Origin of the sequence: Micromonospora taraxaci (assembly GCF_007830095.1) — a bacterium.
Classification (GTDB): domain Bacteria; phylum Actinomycetota; class Actinomycetes; order Mycobacteriales; family Micromonosporaceae; genus Micromonospora; species Micromonospora taraxaci.
Genome location: NZ_VIWZ01000001.1, coordinates 3801726 through 3823497 on the forward strand (window position 1 = coordinate 3801726; position 21772 = coordinate 3823497).

Genomic DNA, 21772 nt, shown 5'->3' on the forward strand with positions numbered 1-21772 from the left:
GGCCCGGGACCAATGACCCTGATCACCCCGGGGCATCCGGCCGACCCGCCCGCACGACCGTGGCGCCGCGTGCGACGATGTCGCGCTGATGAACACCACGTACGCCACCTGGCAGCCGCCGCTCATCTGGCGCGGCGCCCTGCTCCTGGCCCGGGCCCTGGTCGGCCTGCTGGCCCGCCTCGAGGTCACCGGCGACGTCCCCGCGCACCTGCGTCGCGGGCCGCTGGTGCTGGCCGCCAACCACATCAGCCCGTTCGACCCGTTGGTGATGGTCGCCGCCTGCCAGACCCGCCGCATCGCCCCCCGGATCATGGCGACCGCCGGACTGTTCCGCGCGCCGCTGCTCGGCGCCGCCATGCGCCACGCCGGACACATCCGCGTCGACCGGGGCACCAGCGCCGTCCACCAGGCTCTCGACGACGCCGCCACCGCTGTCGCCCGCGGCTCGGTGATCCTGATCTACCCCGAGGGTCGCATCGGTCTGGACCCCGGCATGTGGCCCGAACGCGGCAAGACCGGTGCCGCCCGCCTCGCCCTGGTCTGCGGCGCCCCGGTCGTCCCGGTGGCCCAGTGGGGCGCGCACGAGGTGCTCCCCTACCAGGCACCCCGGGGAATGCTGCGTGGCGTCGCCCGCTCACTGTGGCGTCGCCCGCTCATTCGGGTGCACTTCGGCGCCCCCGTCGACCTGGGCGAGTCGACCGCCGCCAGTCCTGGCGCGGCCCGCCGGGCCACCGACCGGATCATCGACGCGCTCACCGACACCCTCGCCCCGCTGCGCCCCGACGAGCCTGACCTGCCCCGGCACGTCGATCCTGGTCGCCCGAGCGACCTCAGTCGCGTCCACCGCCGCCGCTCGTCCTGAGGCCGCAACGTCGGGTTGCACCCGTGCGCAGACTGCCGGCGGGGCGCCTGCGGCGCCGAGTTCAGCCAGGCCCGCCGGCGGCCGACCCCCCACCCCACCCACGCGTCCTTTGCTCTGCACCCACGGAGGCAACAGTCACCGTCGGTAGCTGGTGCGCCCGTGGGTGCAGAGCAAAGGACGAAGGACAGGTGTCCGGGGGGGTGGTGGCCGTGGGCCGCGCCGGGAGGAGCATCCCGGCCGGTCACGGAGACGGCACGGTCGCACCGGTCAGACCAGCGTGGACGCGAGGCCTGCCGCCACTGCGGAGAAGGCCACCCGGCGGCCACCCGTGCCGCAACCCCGGTGCACCGGGCCTGATCTTCGCCGGTAGGTCACCCGCGCTCCACCAGCGGCGGGCATACTGCGTCGCGTGCTGACCCGATCCGGCTACCTCGACGCGCCCGCGCCGCTGGCGTTCGCCCACCGCGGCGGCGCCGCCGACGGCGACGAGAACACCACCGAGGCGTTCGCCCGGGCCATCGGGCTTGGTTACCGGTACGTGGAGACCGACGTGCACGCCACCGCGGACGGCGTCGCGGTGATCTTCCACGACCCGACGCTGCAGCGAGTCACCGGCGAACCGGGGCGCATCGCCGAGATGAGCTGGGCAGACCTCGCCTCGGTACGCGTCGCCGGCGCCGCCGTCGTACCCCGGCTCGACGAGGTCCTCGGCGCCTGGCCGCAGGTCCGCTTCAACATCGACGTGAAGGCCGACGGCGGCGTCGAGCCGACGGTCTCGACCGTGACCCGGGCCGCCGCCGGCGAGCGGGTGCTGCTCGCCTCGTTCAGCGACGCCCGCCTGACCCGGATGCGCGCGCTCACCGAGGGGCGGGTCGCCACCAGCCTCGGCATGCGGGGCGTCGCCCGGCTACGCCTCGCCTCCCTGCACGGACGCCCACTGCGGCTGCCCCCGTCGGTGGTCGCCGCGCAGGTGCCGCCCCGCTACGGGCGGGTGCCGGTGGTGGACCGCCGGTTCCTCGACTACTGCCACCGGATCGGCCTTCAGGTGCACGTCTGGACGATCGACGAACCCGCCCAGATGCACGACTTACTGGATCGTGGCGTGGATGGCATCATGACCGATCACGTCGGCGTGCTGCGCGACGTCTACCGCAGCCGCGGCCACTGGGCCGCCTGAGCCATTCCAAGGACCCCCGATGGCCGAGACCGTGACCCCCACGGTGGACGACACTCCGCCTCCCGCGAGCACCCGCCGGGAGCGTCGGGGCTGGTACATCTACGACTGGGCCAACTCCGCGTTCCAGACCACCGTCATCACCGTGTTCCTCGGCCCGTTCCTGACCACCGTCGCCGAGGTGGCGGCCGGCTGCGAGCTGGGCGCGGACTCGTGCGACGGCTTCGTGTACCCGCTCGGCATCAAGGTCGCCGCCGGGTCCTACTACCCGTACCTGATCTCGCTGTCGGTGTTCCTCACCGTGTTCGTGCTGCCGGTCATCGGGGCGATCGCGGACCGGTCGGCGCACAAGAAGCGGCTGCTCGGCGGCGCCGCGTTCACCGGCGCCGGCGCCACCATCGCGATGGCGTTCGTCACCGGCGACCGCTACCTGCTCGGCGGGGCGCTCTTCCTGGTCGCCAACATCTCCTTCGGCGCCGCGATCGTGGTCTACAACTCGTTCCTGCCGCAGCTCGGCGGCCCCGACGAACGCGACGGCATCTCCAGTCGCGGGTGGGCGCTGGGCTACCTCGGCGGCGGTCTGCTGCTGGCGCTCAACCTGGTCGCGATCACCCTGCTCGACGACGGTGACAACCCGCAACGCACCCTGGACCTGGCCCGCTGGTCGATCGTGTCCGCCGGAGTCTGGTGGGCGCTGTTCACGCTGGTCCCGCTGCGGTGGCTGCGCGAGCGCCCGTCGGCGGCGGCGCTGACCGGTGGCGGCAACGTCCTCACCGACGGGTTCCGCCAACTCGGCCGCACCGTCCGCGAGATCAAGGCGTACCCGCTGACGCTGTACTTCCTGCTCGCCTTCCTGGTCTACAACGACGGCATCCAGACCGTCATCACCCTGGCCAGCCAGTACGGCACCGAGGAACTGCGCCTGGAACAGAGCACCCTGATCATCACGATCCTGTTGGTGCAGTTCCTCGCCTTCGGCGGAGCGTTGAGCCTGGGCGCGCTGGCCCGGCGCATCGGCGCGTGGAAGACCGTGCTGCTCAGCCTCGTGCTCTGGACCGGTGTGATCATCGCCGCGTTCCGGCTGCCCGCCGAGGCGCCCGTGCCGTTCATGGTCCTCGGCGCGGCCATCGGCCTGGTCCTGGGCGGCAGTCAGGCGCTGAGCCGGTCGCTGTTCAGCCAGCTCATCCCCACCGGGAAGGAGGGCGAGTACTACGGCTTCTACGAGATCAGCGACAAGGGCACCAGTTGGCTGGGCCCGCTCGCCTTCGGCCTGGTGTTCCAGCTCACCTCCTCCTACCGGGTGGGCCTGGTCTCACTGCTGATCTTCTTCGTGGTCGGTTTCCTGCTCCTCGCCGCCGTGCCGATGCGCCGTGCCATCGTCGCCGCCGGCAACACGCCACCGCGGGTGCTCTGAGCACGCATCCCGCGCCCGACAGATCAGGAGTGGCCGATCGGCTAGGCTGCCCGACCGTGACTGACGACGCCACCACCGCCCCGACCTGCCTCGCCCACCCGTTCCCCGGTCAGCCGCACGCTCCGGCCGGGTGCGCGGCGGCGCGTGGGTTGGACGGGCGGCCGGTGCACGCGGCGGCGTTGAAGTTCTTCTGGGGACCGATGGACTGCGGTAAGTCCACGATGGCGCTGCAGATGAACTACAACCACGCCCGGCAGGGTCGTCGGGGGTTGGTCACCACCCGCATCGACAGGTCGTTGGGCCCGCAGGTCACCACCCGCATCGGGCTGGCCCACGAGGCCATCGAGGTCACCGACGACCTGGACCTGCGGGCCCTGGTGCGCGGGCGGTGGGCCGACGGGGTACGCGTGGACTATCTGATCTGCGACGAGGCGTGCTTCTACACCGTGGAGCACGTCGAGCAGATGGCGGAGCTGGTCGACAGCTACGACGTCGACGTGTTCGCGTTCGGGCTGGCCACCGACTTCCGGTCCAGCCTGTTCCCCGCCGCGCAACGTCTCTTCGAGTTGGCCGACGAGGTGGCCCGCATCCAGGTCGAGGTGCTCTGCTGGTGCGGCCGGGAAGGGCTGCTCAACGCCCGCGTCGTCGACGGGCGGGTCGTCCGCGAGGGCGCGCAGGTCGTCATCGGCGACACCGTGGACACCGCCGAGGTGCGCTACCAGGTGCTGTGCCGCCGGCACTACCGCAGCGGCGACCTGGGCCCGCGCGACTGAACACCCCGGAACCGGTCGGCGACGATCACGGCGATCGTCACCACCACCGCCACCGTGGCGCACCCCGCGACCGGAACCCCGAGCCCCACGCAGACCGGCATCAGCGCCAGCAGCACCACCACCGCCACGATCCGGCTGGTCGGCAGGGTCCGCCACAGCAACGCCTGGTACGCGGCGTGTCCCGCGAGGAACAGCGCCGGGCCGCCCAGGGTGAGCATCACGACCTCCTCGGTGGCGGGCGCGCCGGGCTCGCGCAGCAGCCGTTCGTCACCCGCCGAGGTGACGATGACACCGGCGACGATCACGGGATGCAGGAAGTTGAACGCCACCCGGCTCAACGCGCCGGTGCGGTCCCCGGCGTGGGCGATGACCTCCGTCGCGGCCGGGGCCGAGCGGGCGAAGTACACCCACCACAGGGCCACCGAACCGGCGAAGGCAAGCAGGAACGCGCCGGACGTCACCCGGTTAAGGTTCGACGTGAGAGTGATGCCGGTGACCAGGATCGACTCGCCCAGCGCGATCAGGACGAACGCCGCGCACCGCTCGGCCAGATGTCCGCCCTCCACCATCCACCGCTCGGGGCGGCTACGCCCCCGCCCCGGAAACGGGTAGCCAATCAATAGGCCGACCACGTCGAGCACGACCGCCGACGCCCACAACGCCTCCCGGGCGGCCCCGCCGACCAGGCCGCCGACCACCATGAGCACCGACGTCCCGACTATCCACGGCAGCGACTTCTGAAAGCCGTCGACCAGCCATGGGGTGCCCTGCACCGCCCACAACGCGAATATCGTCCGGCCCACCTGCAGGGTCACGTAGACCACCGCGAAGAGCAGGCCGGTCCCGGCGAACGACTGCGGGATCGCCGCTGACAGCAGCAGGCTACCCAGCGCCACCCCGATCAACATCGCCCGCACCGGACCCCGGTCCGGGTGCAGCCAGTTGGTCAGCCAGGTGGTGTAGACCCAGACGAACCAGACGAGCGCCAGCAACAGCGCGGTACGTCCGCCACCACGCCAGCCCGGGTGTTCGATCAGGTAGTGCGACAGCTGGGTGATCGTGAAGATGAAGACCAGGTCGAAGAACAGCTCGGTTGAGGTGGTCGGTTGGACCCCTTTGCGCATGCGCAGCAGCCCGGGATGCGCCGGGGTGACGGCCGGCGGTTCAGAAGGGGTCACCGCACACCCGCCAGTCTCCGCCCTCGCGGACCACCGGCAGGCGACGTTCCTCGCTGAGTCCACCGTCGCGGGTCACCTTCACCGTCACCGTGCCCTGCGGTCGGCCGCTGCGGGTGGCGACCGACACGTCGGTGATCTCGTAGTCGGTGACCATCGGCGGGGTACGCACCCAACTGGTGAAGCCGACAGCGCTCCATCTGCTGCGGGCGTCCTCGCAGAGCCGCTCGTACGCCCGGTCGCTGTCGCCGAGGGTCACCTCGCTGAAGAACCCGTCGGCGGTCTCCCGGATCGGGCCGGCGGCCTGACGGACGGTCTGCAGGTTCCAGGCGGCCAGGCCGGCCACCCCGACGCAGCACAGCGCCACACCGAACCCGGCGAACGCCAACCCGGTGCGCATCGGGCGGCTGCGCCGGGCCGGTCGGCTCCACGACTGACCGGCACCCACGACTACCGACCGTAGAGAACGTCGTCGCACCGAGGTACGACAAGCGGAAAATCGGGTCCGAGGACTCACACTGTTCGCGGCGGCCACGGATCGTCTACCGTCGGCGCACACCCCCGAGCAGTGCCAGGAGCCGATCGATGAGCCGCTTCGTTCAGCCGGTACCACCCCCCGTCGACCCGTACGCCGGTGATGGCCTGCTGCGGTCCTGGCTGGAGCGTCACCTCGGCCCGGCCGGGCACGCCGCCGCGAAGGGCCGCCTCGCCGACCTGGCCGCCGACGTCGCCGGGCCGTTGCGCGCGGCGCACGCCGACGCGGAGGCGCACCCGCCGACGCTGGTCCGCTACGACGCGTGGGGTGCGCGGGTCGACCGGATCGACACCTCCGCCGGCTGGCAGGCGCAGCGGGCCGCCGCCGCCCGGCACGCGGTGGTGGCGCTGCCCTACCTGCCGGACGCGCGCGGCACCTGGGGCGCCGCCGCTCGGGTGGTGCAGCACGCCCTGCTGCACCTGTACGGGCCGGAGTCGGCGACGTTCTCCTGCCCGGTGGCGATGGCCGACGGGGCTGCCGCGCTGCTCAGCCTGCCCGAGGTGGACAACGGGATCCGGGACGCGTGGCTGCCCCGGCTGATCTCCACCGACCCGGCCGAGGCGATCACCAGCGGGCAGTGGATGACCGAGGCGCAGGGCGGCTCCGACCTGGGCCGCTCCAGCACGATCGGCCGGCCCGCGGCGGATGGTTCCTGGCGGCTGACCGGGGAGAAGTGGTTCTGCTCCGCCGCCGACGCGGCGATGGCGGTGGCGCTGGCCCGACCCGAGGGCGCCGGGCGCGGCAGCCGGGTCCTCGCGCCGTTCCTCGTTCCCCGGTACGCGGTCGACTCACCGCTGGCCGACGGCACCGCCCCGGGAGCGCCGGCGCCGGGTGTCACGGTGCACCGCCTCAAGGACAAGCTCGGCACGAGGGCGCTGCCGACCGCCGAGATCGGTCTGCACGACGCGTACGCGCTGCCGCTGGGCGACCCGGCGGTCCCCGGTCTGGTCCGGGCGATGACCCTGGTCGTGGTGACAAGGGTGCACAACGCCGCCGCGGCGGCGGGCGGGATGCGACGGGGTCTCGCCTACGCCCGGGCGTACGCCGACGTGCGGCACGTCGCGGGCGGCCCATTGGTGTCCTCGCCGCTGCACCGGGCCACCCTGGGCACTCTGGCGGTCGACGCGGCGGGCGCGTTCGCTCTGGCTGGGCACGCGTTCGCCCTGCTCGGGCGGGTCGAGGTCGGTGCCGATCCGGTGGCCGCAGCGGAGCTGCGGATCGTGGCGCCGCTGGCGAAGCTGGCCACCGGTCGACTGGCCGTCAGTTCCGCCAGCGAGTACGTGGAGAGCTTCGGCGGGGCCGGCTACGTGGAGGACACCGGCGTGCCCCGCCTGCTGCGCGACGCCCAGGTGCTGCCGATCTGGGAGGGCACCACGAACGTGCTGGCCCTGGACGTGCTGCGGGCGCTGACCCGGGAGGACGCTGGGGCGCCCCTGCTGGCCCGACTCGCTGCCGCCGCCGACCTGGCCCGACCGTTGTCGCCGGTGCTGGCCGACACGCTGGCCGCCACCGCCGCGCAGTTGGGCGAGACCATCGCCGCGGTGACCGTCGACCCGGCCTCGCCGGGGGTGCTCGCCGGCGCCCGTGGTCTGGCGCTGCGCCTGGCGTACGCGCTGACCACCGCGTTACTCGTCGAGCACGCCGCCTGGGGCGACGAGCAGGCGGCACTGGCCGCCCGGCTGTGGGCGCGCCGGTGGCTGCGGCACGAGGAGATCGCCGAGGACGCCCACCACCACCTCGATCTGCTCTGCTGAACGGCCGGCGCGAACAGACGGGTGGGTGCGCATGTCGGTACTGATCGAGCTGGGAGACGACTGGGCTTCGCCAGTTGACGACCGCCCGCCACCGCCGCAGTTGTCCCGCCGTTGGCGGGTGGCGATGCTGGTGGCGGCGTGTGCCCTGCTCGGCGGCGCCGCCCCGGCCGCGCGCCTGACACCCCAGGTGGGGCCGGCGGTGCCCGCCCGGGCGACGGTGCTCGGTGCGGGGCCGCTGCTGCTGGTCGTCGACCCCGACCAGAACCCACCGACGCTGAGCGCCTACGACCCGGCCGCGCCGGGCGGCCCGCCCCGGTGGCGGGTCACCGTGCCGCCCGCGGCCGGGTGGTCCGCCGAGGTCGCCGGTGACCTGCTCCTGCTTGTCGAACGCGATCAGGCGCGCGGGGCCCGGGCGACCTCCGCGCGGTCGATGCGGACCGGCCAGCCGGTGTGGCGGCGACCCGAGCGGGTGTACGCGGCCGGGGACGCGGCGGTTGCGGTGAGCGAGGTGCGCAGCGTCTCCGAACCGGGACGGCGGGTCGAGGGCACGGTGCAGGGTGTCGACCCGGCCACCGGCGCAACCCGGTGGTCGGTCCCGTTGCCCTCCACGGCGGTGCTGCGGCCACTTCCCGGCCTGCCCGGGCGGGTGCTGCTGGTGCAGGACGACGGGCTGACCCGGCTGCTCGACGCCCATGACGGCACCGAGCGGGGTCGGGGGCGGCTCCCGCCGGCCGACTATGGCCCGGACAATCCCCAGGTCGCCGGCGCGCATCTGGTGCTGCGCCACCCGAGCGGCGGCGCGGCGGCGCTGTCCGGGTACGACCTACCGGGGCTGGCACCGCGCTGGCAGGTGCCGGTGCAGCCGGGCGAGGTGACCCTTCGGCCCTGCCAGGGGCTGATCTGCGGGCAGGACGAGCGGGGACGCTGGGCGATCGACGCGGGCACCGGGGTGCGGCTGTGGACGTGGCCGGCGGGCGCCCGCTGGCGTACCGTGCCCGCTCCCCGGGGCGCCCCGGAACCCCTGCTGGTGCTGGGAATGGCGGCGGACGGCAGACGCTCCCTGGTCGCGACGGTGGGTCGCGACGGTCACTGGGTGTCCGCGGTGCTCCCGGCGGGTGTGACCGACTGCCGGCGGGCCGGCACCGGGCTGCTCTGCCGCGATGGCGCGGCACGGCAGACATTCTGGCCCCTCGACGGCCCCTGACCCTGCGGGTCAGCGTAGGGGTCCTCGGGTGACGGCAGCGTGCATCGTCGCCGGATCGCCGGCCGGGACGAACTCCAGCCACCAGGTGGCGCCGGCGGCGGCCAACTCAGCGAGGTACGCCCGCTCGGCGCGTTCGTCGGAGCGGCGTCGCCGCCCGCCGACCGCCACGTCGAACGGCTGACCGTCGGCGCGCGTCGACGGCAACGCAGCAGCGAGGTCGTGTACCTCGTCGGGGGTGAAGTCGGACCACCCGTCGGTGTCGGTGAGCTTGTACGGCACGATGCCGTCGGCGCGCGCCGCCCGGCGGCGGACCGCTCCCGCCTGGGTGCTCCCGCCGACCCAGACCGGCACCCGGGGTGACTGCACCGGCGCAGGTCGCAGGGCCACCCCGTCCGCGCGGTAGTGGGTGCCCTGGTGGGTGACCCGCTCGCCGCTGAGCAGGCCGGTCAGCAGGTCGAGACCCTCGTCGAGCATCGCGGCCCGCACGGACACCTCGGTCTGCTCACCGAAGGCGGCCAGGCCCCGGTCGCCGGCGTCGCCGACACCGACCGCCACGACGGCGCGGCCTGCGCTGAGGTGGTCGAGGGTGAGGACCTCCCGCGCCAGCTTCGCTGGGCGACGCCGGGGCAGCGCGGTAACCGTGGTGCCCAGCCGCACCCGCCCGGTGCGGCCGGCGATCGCGGCGAGAACCAGCCAGGGATCGTAGGTGAACGGTTCGTCGCCGGAGTAGTGGATCAGATAGTCCTCCAGGAAGACGCCGTCCCACCCGGCATGTTCGGCCAGCTCACCCAGCTCCACCAGGGTGGACACCTCGACCGAGGCGCCGCCGCAGGAGATTTCCAGACCATGTCTCATCCCTCGACCGTATGGCGGGGGTCCGACGGTGTGTCCCGGCGAGTGCTGCCGCCCGATTGTCGGACCTCGGCGGGATACTGCCCGCGTGACAGTCTCTGCCGACCTCGCGATGGTCAACCTCGACAGTTCCGACCCCGCCGGCCACGCCGCGTTCTACCACCAGGCGCTGGGTTGGGAGGTCACCCACAGCCAACCGGAGTACGCGATGATCAGGTCCGGTGGCGTCTCCATCGGCTTCGGCCTGGTGGAGGGCTACCAGCCGCCGTCCTGGCCGGACTCCACCGGCGACAAGCGCTACCACCTGGATCTCTACGTCGACGACCTGGCGGCGGCGGAGCAGCAGCTCGTCGCGGCGGGCGCGTCCAAGCCGGACTTCCAGCCCGGTGGTGACCGGTGGGTGGTGCTGCTCGACCCGATCGGGCAGCCGTTCTGCATCTGCCCCCGCCCACAAAGCTGACCAGGCTGGGTCGGCCCGCGCCGACAGGGAGCGGGCTGGGTCAGGCGCGCCGACGCGACCGGGCCGCCCACACCGCGTAGGCCGGGTCGCGGTCGAGGTTGTGCCGGTCCCGGTCGTAGCGGCGGGTGGTGCGCGGGTCGGCGTGCCCCATCGCGTCCTGCACGTCCTCCAACGGCACGCCCTCGGAGCGGGCGGTGGTGGCGAACGCGTGTCGCAGTGAGTGCGGGGACAGCTTCGCCCACGCCGGGATGCCTGCTGCTCGGGCGAGCCGACGCACCAGCCGGAACACCGAGTGCCGGTCCAGCCGGCCCCCGGTCGCCGTGACCAGCAGCGGCCCGGTCAGCTGCGTTACCGGCACACCGACGGCGGCGGCCCGTTCGGCCAGGTAGGCGTCCACGGCGTACCCGCTGCTGGGGGTGAGGGCGCGGCGGCGTTGCTTGCCGCCCTTGCCGACGAAGCGCACGCTGCGGTGTCCGCGCTCCGTGCCGAGGTCGGTCAGGTCCAGTGAGATCAGCTCCCCGACCCGCAGGCCGAGGTCGGCGAGGAGCGCGATCGCCGCCCGGTTGCGGGCGGCGGTCGCTCCGGTGTCCGCGTCCGCGGCCGCGAGCAGCGCGTCGACCTCTTCGGGGGTGAGCCCCAGGGTGGCGGAGTGATCCCGGTCGACGCGGGGCCGGTCCGCGCCGGAGACCGGGTTGGCCGGGACCGCGCCCAGTTTGACCAGGAAGTCGTACCAACTGGACAGCGCGGAGAGTCGCCGTGCCACCGTCGCCGGTGTCAGCGGGCGGCCGCTGCGGGCGCCGATGGTGGCTTCCAACGCCCGCGCGTACTCGTTGACGTGCAGGAACGTGGCCCGCAGCGGGTCCAGGTCCCGGCCGGCGCACCAGGTGAGCCAACTGGTGACGTCGCGGCGGTACGCGTCGCGGGTGTGCTCGGACAACCGCCGGTTGCGCAGCCACGCCTCGGTGACCTCGACCGGTCCGCTCGGAAGAGCGGGGGTCGCGGACGGGCGGGCGAGCACCGGAGCGTCGGGGAACACCATGTGAAAAAGGCTCTCAGCCTCGGGTGGGATCGGCGTGCAGGCGCGCCGATCCCACCCGAGGCCGTGATCACGCGTTGATCTGGCGGCGTCCTTCGCCGTTGGCGCTGATGGTGACCCGCCGGGGCTTGGCCCGCTCGGCGACGGGGATGCGCAGCGTCAGCACCCCGTGCTCGTACCCGGCCTCGAGCTTGTCGGTGTCCAGGGTGTCGCCCAGGAACAGTCGCCGGGTGAAGGTGCCCATCGGACGTTCGGCGGCCACCAGCTCGACGCCGTCGCCGCTGGGCCGGCGACGCTCAGCCCGAACGGTGAGGACGTTGCGCTCGACGGTGCAGTCGATGGTGTCGGGGTCGACGCCGGGCAGGTCGAATGCCGCGTAGAAGTGGTCCCCGTCGCGGTACGCGTCCAAGGGCATCGTCGCGGGACGGGCTGCCGTACCGAAGAACTGCTCGGCGAGCCGGTCGATCTCGCGGAACGGGTCGGTACGCATCAACATGGTCATGCCTCCTCGGTTCTCCTGGCCGAAGGTGATGAGTTGAGCCGGGGCGACTCAACTTCCTCCTCTTATTTAACGCCTTCGGACGCGTTCGTCAACTCCTTCTCGAACCAGTGCTCGGCGTAGGGGCCCCACGAGTACGCAGGGATCTCTACGTAGCCGTGCCGGGCGTACAGCGCACGGGCTTCGACCAGGTCGTTGCGGGTGTCGAGGCGGATCCGGTCCACCGTGGCGGTACGGGCCGCCTGCTCGACGGCGGCCAGCAGCGCGGCACCTCCTCCGGCGCCTCGATGCTCGGGCCGGACGAACACCCGGGTCAGCTCGGCCCAGCCCGACTGCCAGCGCAGTCCGGCGCAGCCGGCCAGCTCGGAGCCATGGTGGGCGAGCAGCAGCAGTCCACTCGGGTGGGTCAGATCGTCGCTGGGCATCTCGGCCAGCGCCGCGTCGACCTCACCGGGCAGGGCGGGTCGACGGTGGTAGCGGACCACCATCTCGGTCATGTACTCGCGCAGCAGTTGCACCGCATCGGGCTGGTCGGGTCGGGTGGCACTGATCGACCAGATCGGGCTCGGCTTCCTGAAGACCGGGGTGTCGCGGCAGCTCGCACACCGCGGTTTCCAGGAACCCGAGTTGACCAGATCGGTGATCAAGCAGCTGACCGCCGGTTATCGGCGGGGTCGGGGCAGCAGGGCGATGAGCGCGACCGCCACGGCGACGTGCGTCGCGCCGAGGGCCAGTTTGGCGCCGCCGGTGGCATCGACGTTGAGCAGCGGGGCGAAGGACAGCAGCGTCACCACGACGGCCGACGAGATCCAGACCGGGCGGGCGGCGCGTGGGGCGAGTCGTTCCAGCAGGGCCAGTGTCGCCCAGCCGAGCAGGGCGGCACCCAGGGAGACCATGACGATCGCGCCAACCCCGATGACCGTGGCGGGCTGCCCCGGGCTCTCGACCGTGTAGTCGACCCCGGCCAACGCGCCGATCGACCAGATGACCAGGCATGAGACGACGGCGGCGCCGACGCCGAGGGCGCGGCGGCGTAGCGATGAGGTGGTGAGGCTCGTGACGGCGGCAGCACTCATGACGGCTCCTCGTTCAGGGGAAACGAACGAGTACGACCGTAACAGATAGTCTTGTTCGGAACTATCTCCCCCGGGATTAATAGCCGGAGCGGGCACCCGGTGCGTACGGGGAGGTGTTGGCCAGTGGGCCGCCGACCAGCGCCAGCAGGGACCGTAGGAACACGTCTCGGTCCTGCTCGGGTAGGGCGGCGAGGAGCTCATCCTGGATACGCCGAACCCTCTGCTGCGCCTGCCGCAGGACCTGCTCCCCCGCCGGTGTCACAGCGACCAACCGAGCCCGGCGATCCGTCGGCACCGGACGGCGCTCGGCCAGCCCGGCCCGTTCCAGCTGGTCGAGCGTCACGACCATGGTGGTCTTGTCCACGCCGCACCGTTCACCGATCTCGCGCTGGGTCAGGTCACCGGTGCTGGCCTGCGCGAGCACGTAGTGCGCTCGCGGCGAGATGCCCAGCTCGGCCAACCCTGCGGCGTGCTCGGTCTGCAGCGCGTGACTCGCCCAGGAGAGGAGGAACAACAGGTCGGGTGGGCCGTCGGCGGGCGTGCAGGAGGTCATGCGCCGAGGCTAGCAAGATGCTCCGTGACCAGACGATTTGTGCTGCGGACGATCAGTGTCGCTGGTAGATGCCGTGCTCACGGGTGAGCAACTGCTCGTCGATCAGGTAGCGGCGCAGCGTCGCGTGGTCCGACCCACCGGCTGCGCACCACTTCTTGAGCGCGTCGTCGACGGCCCGCTCCGGATAGCGGGTGCCCGGTGCGAACGACTGCTCGGCGATGTGTGCCAGCAACACCCGCCGCCGACCTCGCTGAGCCGGCAGACCCACCAGGACGTCCCCTCGCAGGAAGGTCCGCAGCACCGGGTCGACGCCGGGATCGGCGTCGTCGGCCGGACGGCTGTCGCGGGCGGCCTCCCGCAGCGACGCCTGGTCGGCCGCGAGCGCACCGTCCGCGCCGGTGACCAGACCCGCGTCGGTGAGCCGGCGGACCCCGGTGAGCACCACCCGCGCCGGCAGGCCGGTCCGCTTGGCGACGTCGGTCGCGCTGGTCGCACCCAGCACGATCGCCGCGAAGATCCGTCGCCGTCCGTCGTCGGCCAGGGCCCCGGCCAGCGCATGCCCAGTCACGCCGGTCACCCTTCCATCGGCGGTACGCGGACCGCCAGGCAATTTCCCGGGGCTGCTCAGGTCTCCGGCGTGCTCTACGGTTGCTCGGCGACGAGCAGCACCCGGCGCAGCAGGTCGGAGAGGTGCCGCCGCTCGGTCGCGGTGAGCGCGCCGAAAAGCCGGTGCTCCTCGGCACCCTGGACCTCCATCGCCCCATGCCACGCGGCCTGCCCCGCCTCGGTGAGCTCCACGTCGACCCGTCGACGGTCGACTGTCGACGGAATCCGGCGCACGAAATTCCGCCGCAGCAACGTGTCCACCCGTGCCGTGATGGAGGCGGGGGCCATCGCCAGGTCCGCGGCGAGGTCCGAGGGCGCCGCCCGGCCTCGACGACCGGCCAGGGCGTGCAGTGTTTCGTACTCGTGGGCCGAGAGGTCGAGATCGACCAGGACCCGTTCCTTGACCGCCCGCAGGTGTCGGGTCAGTCGGATCATCCTGGTCACCGCCCCCTCGACGTCCGCGTCGAGGTCCGGGACCACGGGCAGCCAACGCTCGATGTGTCGGTCGGCGGAGTCCGGGGTCGGGGTCACGGCACCAGCTTACCTCAACGTCGAAATATTCATTGCCAAAATATTCGACGTCGAAGTACCTTCGGATCATGGCTCACCCTCTGCGCAACCCCTCCTTCCGGCTGCTGTTCCTGGGTCGCACCATCTCCGCCCTCGGCGACGCGGTGGTGCCTGCGGCGCTGGCGCTGGCCGTGCTGCGGGCCACCGGTTCCACCGGCGCACTGGCCGCCGTGCTCGCCGCCGCGGTCGTCCCCCGGCTGCTTCTGCTGCCCCTCGGCGGTGTCGTCGCCGACCGCTTCGACGCCCGCCGGGTCGCCCTGCTGGCCGACCTGGTCCGCTGCGCCGCCCAACTCGCGGTCGGCGTGGAGCTGCTCGGCGGCGACCCGTCGCTGAGCACCGTCGTCGTGGCGTCCGCGCTCGGCGGCGTCGCCTCGGCGTTCGCCATTCCGACCGCGTCGCCGCTGGTCGCCGGCACCGTCGAACCAGCCGACCGGCAGCAGGCCAACGCCCTGATGGGCATCACCGCCAACACCAGCCGCCTCGCCGGCCCGGCGCTGGCCGGCGCGCTGATCTGGGCCGCCGGGCCCGGCTGGGCGTTCATCCTGGACGGTGCGTCGTTCGCGCTCAGCGCCGCGCTGCTCGTGCTGGTGCGGGTCCGCCACGTGCCGGTGCCCCGCCGCTCCGTCCTCACCGACCTGCGGCACGGCTTCGGTGAGGTCCGCGCCCGCGACTGGTTCTGGACCAGCCTGATCGGGCACGGCGTGTGGAACGGTGCCGCCGCCGTGCTGATGACCCTCGGGCCGGCCGTCGCCATCGACCGGCTGGGCGGTGAGACGACCTGGGTGGTGCTGTTGCAGGCCGGTGCGATCGGGATGCTCACCGGATCGTTGCTGGCCGGGCGGGTCCGGCTACACCGGCCGGTGCTGTTGGCCAACCTCGGCCTGGCCTGCTACGCGGCGCCGCTGTTCCTACTGGCCGTCGCCGCGCCCGCCCCCGCGGTGATCGCCGCGTACGCCGTGGCGCTGACCGCCCTCGGCTATCTCAACCCGGTCTGGGAGACCGTCGTGCAGCACCACTTCCCGCCCGAGGTCCTGGCCCGCGTCACCTCGTACGACTGGCTGGTGTCGTTGGGTGCCATGCCGTTGGGCTACGCGCTGGCGCCGTTGGCCGCCGACGCCTTCGGAGCGCCGGTGCCGCTGGCCGTCGCCGGGTTGCTGGTCCTCGCCTCCTGCGCCGGCACGTCACTCGTGCCCGGCGTACGCCGACTCACCTGGCCGGCGACCCCGCAACCGCAACCGGCCGAACCCGCAGGCGTCCGCTAACGAGGTCCGGCGGCGTGGCGGGCCAGCGCGACGAAGCACCGCCACGACGCGGGGCTGACCGCCAGCGTTCCGCCGTCGCGATCCTTCGTGTCGCGCACCAGGACCACACCCGGCAGGTTGTCGGCAACCTCGACACAGTTGCCGCCGTTGCCGCCGCTCCTCGTACTCTTCCGCCACCGCGCACCGGTCATGTCCATGCTGCTGCCGCTTCTCTGAGGAGTGCCAGGGAACGCCCTCGGGGCAGTGCCTCTCCGCGAATCCGCTCCCACCGTCGCTCCAGATTAACAAGGTCCGATGGCTGGTCCAGGATCTGCGCCTGGGCCGCGCTGTCCACGTGCGCGACCCGGGAACCGTCGGGCATGTCCGCGATGGTGAACGGCCCGTCGAGCCCGGGGTAGCTGGGCGCGTCCGCCGGGACGATGTGCAGCTGGACGGTGCCCGCTTCGGCGTGGCCGACCAGGCGCGCGAGCTGCGTGGCCATCAGGGCGCTGTCGTCGCCGACGCGCCGTCGCAGCACCCCCTCGTCCAGCACGGCCACCAGCAGGGGCCCGCCGCCTCCCGGGGCGAGGATCGCCTGTCGGTCGAGGCGCGCCTCAGTGAACTCGTCGATCGCCTCCGCCGCCAGCATCCCGTCGGCCAGGGTCGCGCGCGCGTACGCCTCGGTCTGCAACAACCCGGGCACCCACGCCAACTCGAACGACCGCAGTGTCACCGCCTCGCGTTCGAGATCGACCCACGGCCGGAACCACACCGGCTCACGGCGACGGTCGGCGTCCGGCCACAGCGTGTCGACGTCCTTGGCCAGGAGGTCGGCGACTGTCGCCCGGTGCCGACTCTGTGGAACGTGCCCCGGGTTCGCCCACCGAGCGACGGTCTTCGGGTGCACACCGATCCGGTCGGCGAGGCTTTCGGCGGTGTGACCCGCTGCGGCGAGCGCTGCGACAAAGGCGTGGTTCATGCCGTCCTCTCCTGGTGCAAAGCGGCTGCGATGAAGACATAACGTAACGCTGTGTGCTTGTCCAGCGACTACCGGCAAAGTGCGGTTTAGGCGGCGCGACCGGCAGGGATTTTCGACCCGGCGGGCGCGTTCGCGGGGCCGCTTCCGGTGGGCGAGCACTCCCGGAAGCGGCCCCTTCCCAGACGCCGACCAGAGGGAAGACCGGTGCCAGAGAGGAAAGAGGAGGCTGGCCGGTTCAGGGCCGGCGACGTGGTCCTCCTGACCGACGCCGCGAGCGTGCAGTTCCGGAAACCGATCGTCGTCCGCGTCATCCGCGAGATACCCGACCGGTACACCTACGACGGTTGGCTCTGGCTCGACGCGTACCAACTGAACACGAAGGGTGAAGCGGTGGCACGGCGTGAACTGTTCGTGATGCGCGCGGGCGTACAGCGGCAAGCCGTACCCGTTCGGCGTCGGACCAGCGCGCGGGCCGTCTGATGCCCGGGCACCGGAAGCACTCCCCGTCGCGGCCGTCGTGGCGCTGCCCGGTCTGCGGCATCCTGTGGCCGTGCTCGGCCGCGAAGCTGCGCCTGCTCGCCGAGTACCGCGAGGATCGGCCGGGTCTGCTGACGCACCTGGCGAAGGTTCAGGAGGCGGCCACAGCCGACCTCACCACGCTCCACCCGGGCGTCGCGCTTCCCGACCTGACCCCGCGTTTCGTCGGCTGGGCGGAGACCCGCTGAACCACTCCCGGCTGATGGGCACGGGTCGAATTCGTCGAGCAGAGTTACCGGACCGGTAAACCTCGCGCGCCGATGTGGTGTCTTGCTGGGTGACGAGGCCGGGAGGTCAGATGAGGGATTCGCGTGGGGCGGAGTTCGATGACTTCGTTCGCTCACGGTCGGGGGTGCTGTTACGGGTTGCCTTCCTGCTGACCGGGGACCGGCACGCTGCCGAGGACCTGCTTCAGGAGGTGCTGGAGCAGGTGTACGTGCGCTGGCGTCGGGTGCAGAGCAGCCCGGAGGCGTACGCGCGACGTGCGCTGGTCAATCGGTCGATCAACCGGTGGCGCTGGCGTGCCCGGCGTCCGGAACAGTCGCTGGGTGACCACGACGGGGTGGCCCGCGACCACGCCGACGCCGTCGCGGTTCGCGAGCTGGTCGTCGGAGCGCTGCGGGCGTTGCCGGCCCGGCAGCGGGCCGCTGTCGTCCTCCGTTACCTGGAAGACCTGCCGGTCACCGACGTTGCGGCGGCCATGGGCTGCTCGGAGGGTGCGGTGAAGAGTCACGCCTCGCGTGGGTTGGCACGGCTGCGAGAGGTGCTGGCCGGATCGAGTCTCGTCATACCCATCACTGGAGCCGGGAGTTCGCGATGACCATGAACGACAGTGACGTGCGCGGCATCCTGCACCGCGCTACAGATGACTTGGTCAGCCCGCCGGGCCTGCTCGCTGAGGTGCGTCGGGGTGGGCGACGTCGGGTGGTGCGGCGGCGGGCCGTGTTGGCGGCGGTCTGCGCGGCCGTGGTGGCCGTGCCCGTGGCCGGCGTCCTCGATCTGCCCGGCGATGCCGGAGAGGCACAGGTCGCTTCACCGCTGCTCGACCAGCCCACTCGCGGCGATCTGGCCGCCGACGAGGGTTACCTGCGGCAGGTCCGCCAGGCGTGGCAGCGCCGGATCAAGGAGGTCGGAGATCGGACGCGCGGCGAGCCGCACGTCGTGTGGGCAGGAGGTACGCCAGCTGGCCCGGCCTCCTACGTCGCCCAGGCCACCGCGCACGGCACCACTGTGGGGTTCGTCGAACCCACCGCCGGCGGCCCGCGCGTCCGCACCCTGACGCAGCTCGACAACAACGGAACAGACGGCGCCGAGCAGGCGGCGCTGCTCGGACCGCAGCGCGACGTGCTCCTTGTGCTGGACTTCGGGCAACCGGTGCAGTTCTCCGCGCAACTACGGTCCATGCCCGATGGCAAGGTCGAGCGGACCTTCGAGTCTGTGGCCTTCCAAGACGGTGCGGCGGTGCTGTCGGTGCCGCCACAGCGCACGAAGGTCACCGTCGCGCTCTCCCGGACTCCCGTTCAACGGCAGAACATGATTCACATCGACGGCACGAGCGAGATTCTCTTCCCCGACAACAAGGATCGGCCGGCACCACCGCTGGCTCGCCACACGTTGCCCGGCGCGGAGCAGGTGTGGGGCACCGACCCGGCTGCCAAGGAGGTGGACGCGCCAGCCGAAGCCCTCGCCGAGTATCTCGACCCTGTCGGAGTGCACACGCACAACGGCTCTCCCCGTCTGGTGGTCTACGGGGCAACCCCCGACGGCCGGCGGCTCCTCGTGGAAACCGTTCAGTACGACGACGATCCGTCCCGCGTCATCGCGCTGCTCGCCCGCAAATATCTTCCGTTCGAAGCGGTGGCCAGCACGACCGCGGACTGGTCGGCGCCCCTACCTGTGCGACTACGACTCCCCAACGACCAGGGCGTCGTCGTCGCCGCCGAAGGGTCGGCGCTGAGCTACCGGGTCGGCGACGGCCAGTGGCAGGACGCCGGCCGCAACGCAGCACTCCTGCCCGCGACCGCGACCGACGTACGGGTCACCGACTCCAACGGGACCACCACCACCGTCTCGGTCGCTTCCTGAATCAAATCGCCAACTCCACCCTCGGTTTCGGGTCCAACGGGGCGGAGGCGGTCGGCCCGCTCCTCGCCGCTGCCCTGTTCCCGTTGGTCGGACTACGAGGTGTGCTGCTCGTCGACGCCGTGTCGTTCCTGGTCTCGGCCGTGCTGCTCGCGATGCTTCCCTCACTTGCCGACCATCGGGAAGATCGGGTGATCAGATCGGCCCGTCGGCGCGCAACCGTGAGTGCAGGTGCATGTCGTGCCAGCCGTCGGCGTGACGCACCGACCCTCGGGCCACGCCCTCCACAGTGAATCCGGCCCGCGTGGCCACCCGGCACGACGCCGTGTTGGCAGTCGAGTGCTCCAACGCCAGCCGGTGCAACCCCGCCTGCGTGAAGCCCCACCGGGTCATCGCGAGCAGCACCGCGGTGGCGATCCCCCGGCCGCGCGCCGCAGGCAGCAACCAGTACGACACGTGTGCCGACGCCTCGGCCAGCAGCACGCCCCGCAACCCCACCTGACCGACCGGCCGGTCGTCGTCACCGACGATCGCCCAGCTCACGGCCGTCTCGTCGCGCCAACGGCCTTCCCACTGCGCCGTCCACGCCCGCGCCTGGTCATCGTCGTCCAGACGCAGGACGTGCCACCGCTGGATGTCGGGACAGCCGAAGGCAGCCCGTACGGCCGTGGCGTCGTCGACGCGCCACGGCCGCAGCGCCAGCCCGGGGCGTACCGGAAGGTCTGGTTGCTCCTGGGCACCGAGGCTTCCGGCGGGTAGGGCGGGTTCGACGAGCAGCGGCATTGCCCCATTATCGGGCTGTCGCCTCACTCGCCGGTCGGGCCGCCCGCGAGTTCGGCGACCACGTCGAGGTGGCCGAGGTGTCGGGCGTACTCCTGGACCAGGTGGAACAGCACCCGCTCCAGCGACGCCGGATCCGCGCCTCTCCAGCGCGGGCCCGGCGCGCCGATCTCCGCCAGGTCGTGCGCCGTCACCACCTCGGCGGTGTGTGCGCCCTGCGCCCGCAGCGCCGCCACCAGGTCCTCCCGGGTCGTGTCCGGGGCGACGTACCAGCGGTCGTCGCGACGGTCACCCCACGGCTCGGCCACGTCGCGGCCCTGGAAGCCCCACTCGATCCAGCGCAGCTCGACGTGCCGCAGGTGGGTGAGCAGTTCCAGCGGGGTCCACCCGGACGGCAGCCGGCTGCGGCGCAGCTCCGACTCGTCCAGCGTCGACACCTTGGCCACCATGGACTCCCGGAAGTAGTCCAGGTAGCGCAGGAAGACCTCGGTGCGGCTGCCGGCCGGGGCGGTGGGCTCGGGGAACGACGTCATGACGCGCTCGGCAGGTCACGGCCGCGCTGCCGCACACCCGCGCTGCCGTACGGGTAGTCGCCCACCGGCGGTGCGCTCGCCTCGTCGAGCAACCGCATCTGCTCGGCGTCGAGGTCCAGGTCGGCGGCGGTCAGGTTGTCGTCGAGCTGCTCGGTGGTACGCGCGCCGAGGATCACCGAGGTGACCGCCGACCGGGCCGCCAGCCAGGCCAGCGCCACCGCCGACATGGACACGCCGTGTTGCCCGGCGATCTCGCGGACCGCGTCGAGCACCCGCCAGGTGCGCTCCTCTGCGTTGCGACCCGCGTACGCCTCGACGCCCCGCTCTGGGTTCTCACCGAGCCGGGTCGCGCCGGTCGGTGCGTTGTCGCGCTGGTACTTGCCGGTCAGCCAGCCGCCGCCCAACGGCGACCACGGCAGGATGCCGATGCCCTCGTTCTCGCAGACCGGCACCACCTCGAACTCGATCTCCCGGGCCAGCAGGTTGTACTGCGGTTGCACCGTCACGATCGGGGTGAGGTTGAGGTGCTGGGTGAGCAGGGCCGCCTTCTGCAACTGCCAACCGGTGAAGTTGCTGACGCCCGCGTAGCGGATCTTGCCGGCGCTGACCGCGTCGTCGAAGAACCGCAGGGTCTCCGGCAGCGGGGTCAGCGGATCCCAGGCGTGCGCCTGGTACAGGTCGACGGCCTCGACGCCGAGTCGGCGCAGGCTGGCGTCCAGGGCGCGGGTGAGGTGCACCCGGGACAGGCCGGCGTCGTTGGCGCCCGGACCCATCGGGAAGCGCCCCTTGGTGGCGATGACGAGACGGTCCCGAACGTCGGGCCGGGCCCGCAGCCAACGGCCGACGATCTCCTCGGAGACACCACGGGAGTAGACGTCGGCGGTGTCGATGAAGGTACCGCCGGCCTCGACGAAGCGGTCCAGTTGGGCGAAGCTGCCCGCCTCGTCGGTCTCCGCGCCGAAGGTCATCGTGCCCAGACACAGGGTCGACACCACAGTGCCGGTGGCGCCCAGATTGCGATAGCGCATATCGTCCTTTCGGTCCGAGTGACAAAGCTGATCTTCCCACTCGTCCCCA

Annotated in this window: 27 protein-coding genes; 12 read left to right on the plus strand and 15 right to left on the minus strand. The window is 72.3% G+C overall.

The window, feature by feature from the left end; genetic code table 11:
• The first annotated feature begins 88 nt into the window (after window positions 1-88).
• From FHU34_RS17435 to FHU34_RS17450, 4 genes are all read left to right on the plus strand, one after another.
• Window positions 89-862 (plus strand): lysophospholipid acyltransferase family protein, encoded by a 774-nt coding sequence (locus tag FHU34_RS17435; protein WP_145781808.1) that lies wholly within the window; start codon window positions 89-91, stop codon window positions 860-862.
• A 409-nt stretch (window positions 863-1271) separates the two neighbouring features.
• On the plus strand, window positions 1272-2039 hold the full coding sequence (locus FHU34_RS17440) for a glycerophosphodiester phosphodiesterase family protein (protein WP_145781810.1): 768 nt from the start codon (window positions 1272-1274) through the stop codon (window positions 2037-2039).
• 19 nt (window positions 2040-2058) lie between these two features.
• Window positions 2059-3450 carry an MFS transporter gene (locus FHU34_RS17445; protein WP_145781812.1) on the plus strand — a complete coding sequence of 464 codons (1392 nt, stop codon included), beginning with the start codon at window positions 2059-2061 and terminating at the stop codon, window positions 3448-3450.
• Window positions 3451-3506: 56 nt separating this feature from the next.
• Window positions 3507-4223 carry a thymidine kinase gene (locus tag FHU34_RS17450; RefSeq protein WP_145781814.1) on the plus strand — a complete coding sequence of 239 codons (717 nt, stop codon included), beginning with the start codon at window positions 3507-3509 and terminating at the stop codon, window positions 4221-4223.
• Here FHU34_RS17450 and FHU34_RS17455 read toward each other — a convergent pair.
• Together FHU34_RS17455 and FHU34_RS17460 are read right to left on the minus strand one after the other, a co-directional pair.
• A complete protein-coding gene (locus tag FHU34_RS17455; RefSeq protein WP_145781816.1) occupies window positions 4190-5401 on the minus strand; it encodes a low temperature requirement protein A in 1212 nt (403 codons plus the stop codon). The two genes, FHU34_RS17450 and FHU34_RS17455, sit on opposite strands and share 34 nt — an antisense overlap.
• Window positions 5388-5846 carry an Rv0361 family membrane protein gene (locus FHU34_RS17460; protein ID WP_425280534.1) on the minus strand — a complete coding sequence of 153 codons (459 nt, stop codon included), beginning with the start codon at window positions 5844-5846 and terminating at the stop codon, window positions 5388-5390. The genes FHU34_RS17455 and FHU34_RS17460 overlap by 14 nt, the downstream gene beginning before the upstream one ends.
• 137 nt (window positions 5847-5983) lie before the next feature.
• Here FHU34_RS17460 and FHU34_RS17465 point away from each other — a divergent pair, with 137 nt between their 5' ends.
• Both FHU34_RS17465 and FHU34_RS17470 read left to right on the plus strand, forming a co-directional pair.
• Window positions 5984-7687, plus strand: a complete 1704-nt coding sequence (locus tag FHU34_RS17465; protein WP_145781819.1) for an acyl-CoA dehydrogenase family protein — start codon at window positions 5984-5986, stop codon at window positions 7685-7687.
• Between the two features lie 31 nt (window positions 7688-7718).
• On the plus strand, window positions 7719-8891 hold the full coding sequence (locus tag FHU34_RS17470; RefSeq protein ID WP_145781821.1) for an outer membrane protein assembly factor BamB family protein: 1173 nt from the start codon (window positions 7719-7721) through the stop codon (window positions 8889-8891).
• Between the two features lie 9 nt (window positions 8892-8900).
• Here FHU34_RS17470 and FHU34_RS17475 read toward each other — a convergent pair whose 3' ends face one another.
• Entirely contained in the window at window positions 8901-9746 is an 846-nt protein-coding gene (locus FHU34_RS17475; RefSeq protein ID WP_145781823.1) for an LLM class flavin-dependent oxidoreductase, read from the minus strand.
• 85 nt (window positions 9747-9831) lie between these two features.
• Between FHU34_RS17475 and FHU34_RS17480 the strand changes: the two genes are divergently transcribed.
• Complete coding sequence (locus FHU34_RS17480; RefSeq protein WP_145781825.1) at window positions 9832-10203, plus strand: VOC family protein; 372 nt, start codon at window positions 9832-9834, stop codon at window positions 10201-10203.
• A gap of 40 nt (window positions 10204-10243) precedes the next feature.
• On the opposite strand, the gene FHU34_RS17485 is transcribed toward FHU34_RS17480, so the two are convergent.
• The 7 genes from FHU34_RS17485 to FHU34_RS17515 form a co-directional block, all read right to left on the minus strand.
• Complete coding sequence (locus FHU34_RS17485; protein WP_145781827.1) at window positions 10244-11242, minus strand: tyrosine-type recombinase/integrase; 999 nt, start codon at window positions 11240-11242, stop codon at window positions 10244-10246.
• A gap of 67 nt (window positions 11243-11309) precedes the next feature.
• Window positions 11310-11735 carry an Hsp20/alpha crystallin family protein gene (locus tag FHU34_RS17490; RefSeq protein ID WP_088991665.1) on the minus strand — a complete coding sequence of 142 codons (426 nt, stop codon included), beginning with the start codon at window positions 11733-11735 and terminating at the stop codon, window positions 11310-11312.
• Between the two features lie 68 nt (window positions 11736-11803).
• The gene (locus tag FHU34_RS17495) at window positions 11804-12385 is read right to left on the minus strand and encodes a GNAT family N-acetyltransferase (RefSeq protein WP_244311711.1); all 582 of its coding nucleotides are present in this window, start codon (window positions 12383-12385) and stop codon (window positions 11804-11806) included.
• A gap of 15 nt (window positions 12386-12400) precedes the next feature.
• Entirely contained in the window at window positions 12401-12814 is a 414-nt protein-coding gene (locus FHU34_RS17500; RefSeq protein WP_145781828.1) for a DUF6069 family protein, read from the minus strand.
• Window positions 12815-12890: 76 nt separating this feature from the next.
• Window positions 12891-13367, minus strand: coding sequence for a MarR family winged helix-turn-helix transcriptional regulator (locus FHU34_RS17505; RefSeq protein ID WP_145781830.1), 477 nt, complete (start codon window positions 13365-13367; stop codon window positions 12891-12893).
• Between the two features lie 52 nt (window positions 13368-13419).
• Entirely contained in the window at window positions 13420-13935 is a 516-nt protein-coding gene (locus tag FHU34_RS17510; protein ID WP_145781832.1) for a DUF2087 domain-containing protein, read from the minus strand.
• 74 nt (window positions 13936-14009) lie between these two features.
• Entirely contained in the window at window positions 14010-14504 is a 495-nt protein-coding gene (locus tag FHU34_RS17515) for a MarR family winged helix-turn-helix transcriptional regulator (RefSeq protein ID WP_208745020.1), read from the minus strand.
• Window positions 14505-14572: 68 nt separating this feature from the next.
• Between FHU34_RS17515 and FHU34_RS17520 the strand changes: the two genes are divergently transcribed.
• On the plus strand, window positions 14573-15805 hold the full coding sequence (locus FHU34_RS17520) for an MFS transporter (RefSeq protein WP_145781835.1): 1233 nt from the start codon (window positions 14573-14575) through the stop codon (window positions 15803-15805).
• Here FHU34_RS17520 and FHU34_RS17525 read toward each other — a convergent pair.
• Together FHU34_RS17525 and FHU34_RS17530 are read right to left on the minus strand one after the other, a co-directional pair.
• A complete protein-coding gene (locus tag FHU34_RS17525; protein ID WP_145781837.1) occupies window positions 15802-16002 on the minus strand; it encodes a DUF397 domain-containing protein in 201 nt (66 codons plus the stop codon). The genes FHU34_RS17520 and FHU34_RS17525 overlap by 4 nt on opposite strands.
• The gene (locus FHU34_RS17530; protein ID WP_145781839.1) at window positions 15993-16763 is read right to left on the minus strand and encodes a DUF5753 domain-containing protein; all 771 of its coding nucleotides are present in this window, start codon (window positions 16761-16763) and stop codon (window positions 15993-15995) included. The genes FHU34_RS17525 and FHU34_RS17530 overlap by 10 nt, the downstream gene beginning before the upstream one ends.
• Window positions 16764-16967: 204 nt before the next feature.
• Here FHU34_RS17530 and FHU34_RS17535 point away from each other — a divergent pair, with 204 nt between their 5' ends.
• From FHU34_RS17535 to FHU34_RS17550, 4 genes are all read left to right on the plus strand, one after another.
• Window positions 16968-17243: a hypothetical protein gene (locus FHU34_RS17535; protein ID WP_145781841.1), complete on the plus strand. Its 276-nt coding sequence runs from the start codon at window positions 16968-16970 to the stop codon at window positions 17241-17243.
• A complete protein-coding gene (locus FHU34_RS17540) occupies window positions 17243-17488 on the plus strand; it encodes a flavin reductase (RefSeq protein ID WP_145781844.1) in 246 nt (81 codons plus the stop codon). Before FHU34_RS17535 ends, FHU34_RS17540 begins: the two co-directional genes overlap by 1 nt.
• Before the next feature lie 110 nt (window positions 17489-17598).
• Complete coding sequence (locus FHU34_RS17545) at window positions 17599-18120, plus strand: SigE family RNA polymerase sigma factor (protein ID WP_145781846.1); 522 nt, start codon at window positions 17599-17601, stop codon at window positions 18118-18120.
• Window positions 18117-19385, plus strand: coding sequence for a hypothetical protein (locus tag FHU34_RS17550; protein WP_145781848.1), 1269 nt, complete (start codon window positions 18117-18119; stop codon window positions 19383-19385). Before FHU34_RS17545 ends, FHU34_RS17550 begins: the two co-directional genes overlap by 4 nt.
• A 192-nt stretch (window positions 19386-19577) precedes the next feature.
• Here the strand turns inward: FHU34_RS17550 and FHU34_RS17560 are convergent, their stop codons facing one another.
• From FHU34_RS17560 to FHU34_RS17570, 3 genes are read right to left on the minus strand one after another with little or no spacing between them, the layout of a single operon-like run.
• Window positions 19578-20165 carry a GNAT family N-acetyltransferase gene (locus FHU34_RS17560; protein WP_145781851.1) on the minus strand — a complete coding sequence of 196 codons (588 nt, stop codon included), beginning with the start codon at window positions 20163-20165 and terminating at the stop codon, window positions 19578-19580.
• A 23-nt stretch (window positions 20166-20188) separates the two neighbouring features.
• Window positions 20189-20695 carry a mycothiol transferase gene (locus FHU34_RS17565; RefSeq protein ID WP_145781853.1) on the minus strand — a complete coding sequence of 169 codons (507 nt, stop codon included), beginning with the start codon at window positions 20693-20695 and terminating at the stop codon, window positions 20189-20191.
• Window positions 20692-21723 carry an aldo/keto reductase gene (locus FHU34_RS17570; RefSeq protein WP_145781855.1) on the minus strand — a complete coding sequence of 344 codons (1032 nt, stop codon included), beginning with the start codon at window positions 21721-21723 and terminating at the stop codon, window positions 20692-20694. The genes FHU34_RS17565 and FHU34_RS17570 overlap by 4 nt, the downstream gene beginning before the upstream one ends.
• Between the last annotated feature and the right edge of the window lie 49 nt (window positions 21724-21772).

Coding starts and splice junctions, on each gene's coding strand:
- FHU34_RS17435 (WP_145781808.1), top strand. CDS start 89: ATGAACACCACGTACGCCACCTGGCAGCCGCCGCTCATCTGGCGCGGC.
- FHU34_RS17445 (WP_145781812.1), top strand. CDS start 2,059: ATGGCCGAGACCGTGACCCCCACGGTGGACGACACTCCGCCTCCCGCG.
- FHU34_RS17465 (WP_145781819.1), top strand. CDS start 5,984: ATGAGCCGCTTCGTTCAGCCGGTACCACCCCCCGTCGACCCGTACGCC.
- FHU34_RS17470 (WP_145781821.1), top strand. CDS start 7,719: ATGTCGGTACTGATCGAGCTGGGAGACGACTGGGCTTCGCCAGTTGAC.
- FHU34_RS17475 (WP_145781823.1), bottom strand. CDS start 9,746: ATGAGACATGGTCTGGAAATCTCCTGCGGCGGCGCCTCGGTCGAGGTG.
- FHU34_RS17485 (WP_145781827.1), bottom strand. CDS start 11,242: ATGGTGTTCCCCGACGCTCCGGTGCTCGCCCGCCCGTCCGCGACCCCC.
- FHU34_RS17490 (WP_088991665.1), bottom strand. CDS start 11,735: ATGTTGATGCGTACCGACCCGTTCCGCGAGATCGACCGGCTCGCCGAG.
- FHU34_RS17500 (WP_145781828.1), bottom strand. CDS start 12,814: ATGAGTGCTGCCGCCGTCACGAGCCTCACCACCTCATCGCTACGCCGC.
- FHU34_RS17505 (WP_145781830.1), bottom strand. CDS start 13,367: ATGACCTCCTGCACGCCCGCCGACGGCCCACCCGACCTGTTGTTCCTC.
- FHU34_RS17520 (WP_145781835.1), top strand. CDS start 14,573: ATGGCTCACCCTCTGCGCAACCCCTCCTTCCGGCTGCTGTTCCTGGGT.
- FHU34_RS17525 (WP_145781837.1), bottom strand. CDS start 16,002: ATGGACATGACCGGTGCGCGGTGGCGGAAGAGTACGAGGAGCGGCGGC.
- FHU34_RS17530 (WP_145781839.1), bottom strand. CDS start 16,763: ATGAACCACGCCTTTGTCGCAGCGCTCGCCGCAGCGGGTCACACCGCC.
- FHU34_RS17540 (WP_145781844.1), top strand. CDS start 17,243: ATGCCCGGGCACCGGAAGCACTCCCCGTCGCGGCCGTCGTGGCGCTGC.
- FHU34_RS17545 (WP_145781846.1), top strand. CDS start 17,599: ATGAGGGATTCGCGTGGGGCGGAGTTCGATGACTTCGTTCGCTCACGG.
- FHU34_RS17550 (WP_145781848.1), top strand. CDS start 18,117: ATGACCATGAACGACAGTGACGTGCGCGGCATCCTGCACCGCGCTACA.
- FHU34_RS17560 (WP_145781851.1), bottom strand. CDS start 20,165: ATGCCGCTGCTCGTCGAACCCGCCCTACCCGCCGGAAGCCTCGGTGCC.
- FHU34_RS17565 (WP_145781853.1), bottom strand. CDS start 20,695: ATGACGTCGTTCCCCGAGCCCACCGCCCCGGCCGGCAGCCGCACCGAG.
- FHU34_RS17570 (WP_145781855.1), bottom strand. CDS start 21,723: ATGCGCTATCGCAATCTGGGCGCCACCGGCACTGTGGTGTCGACCCTG.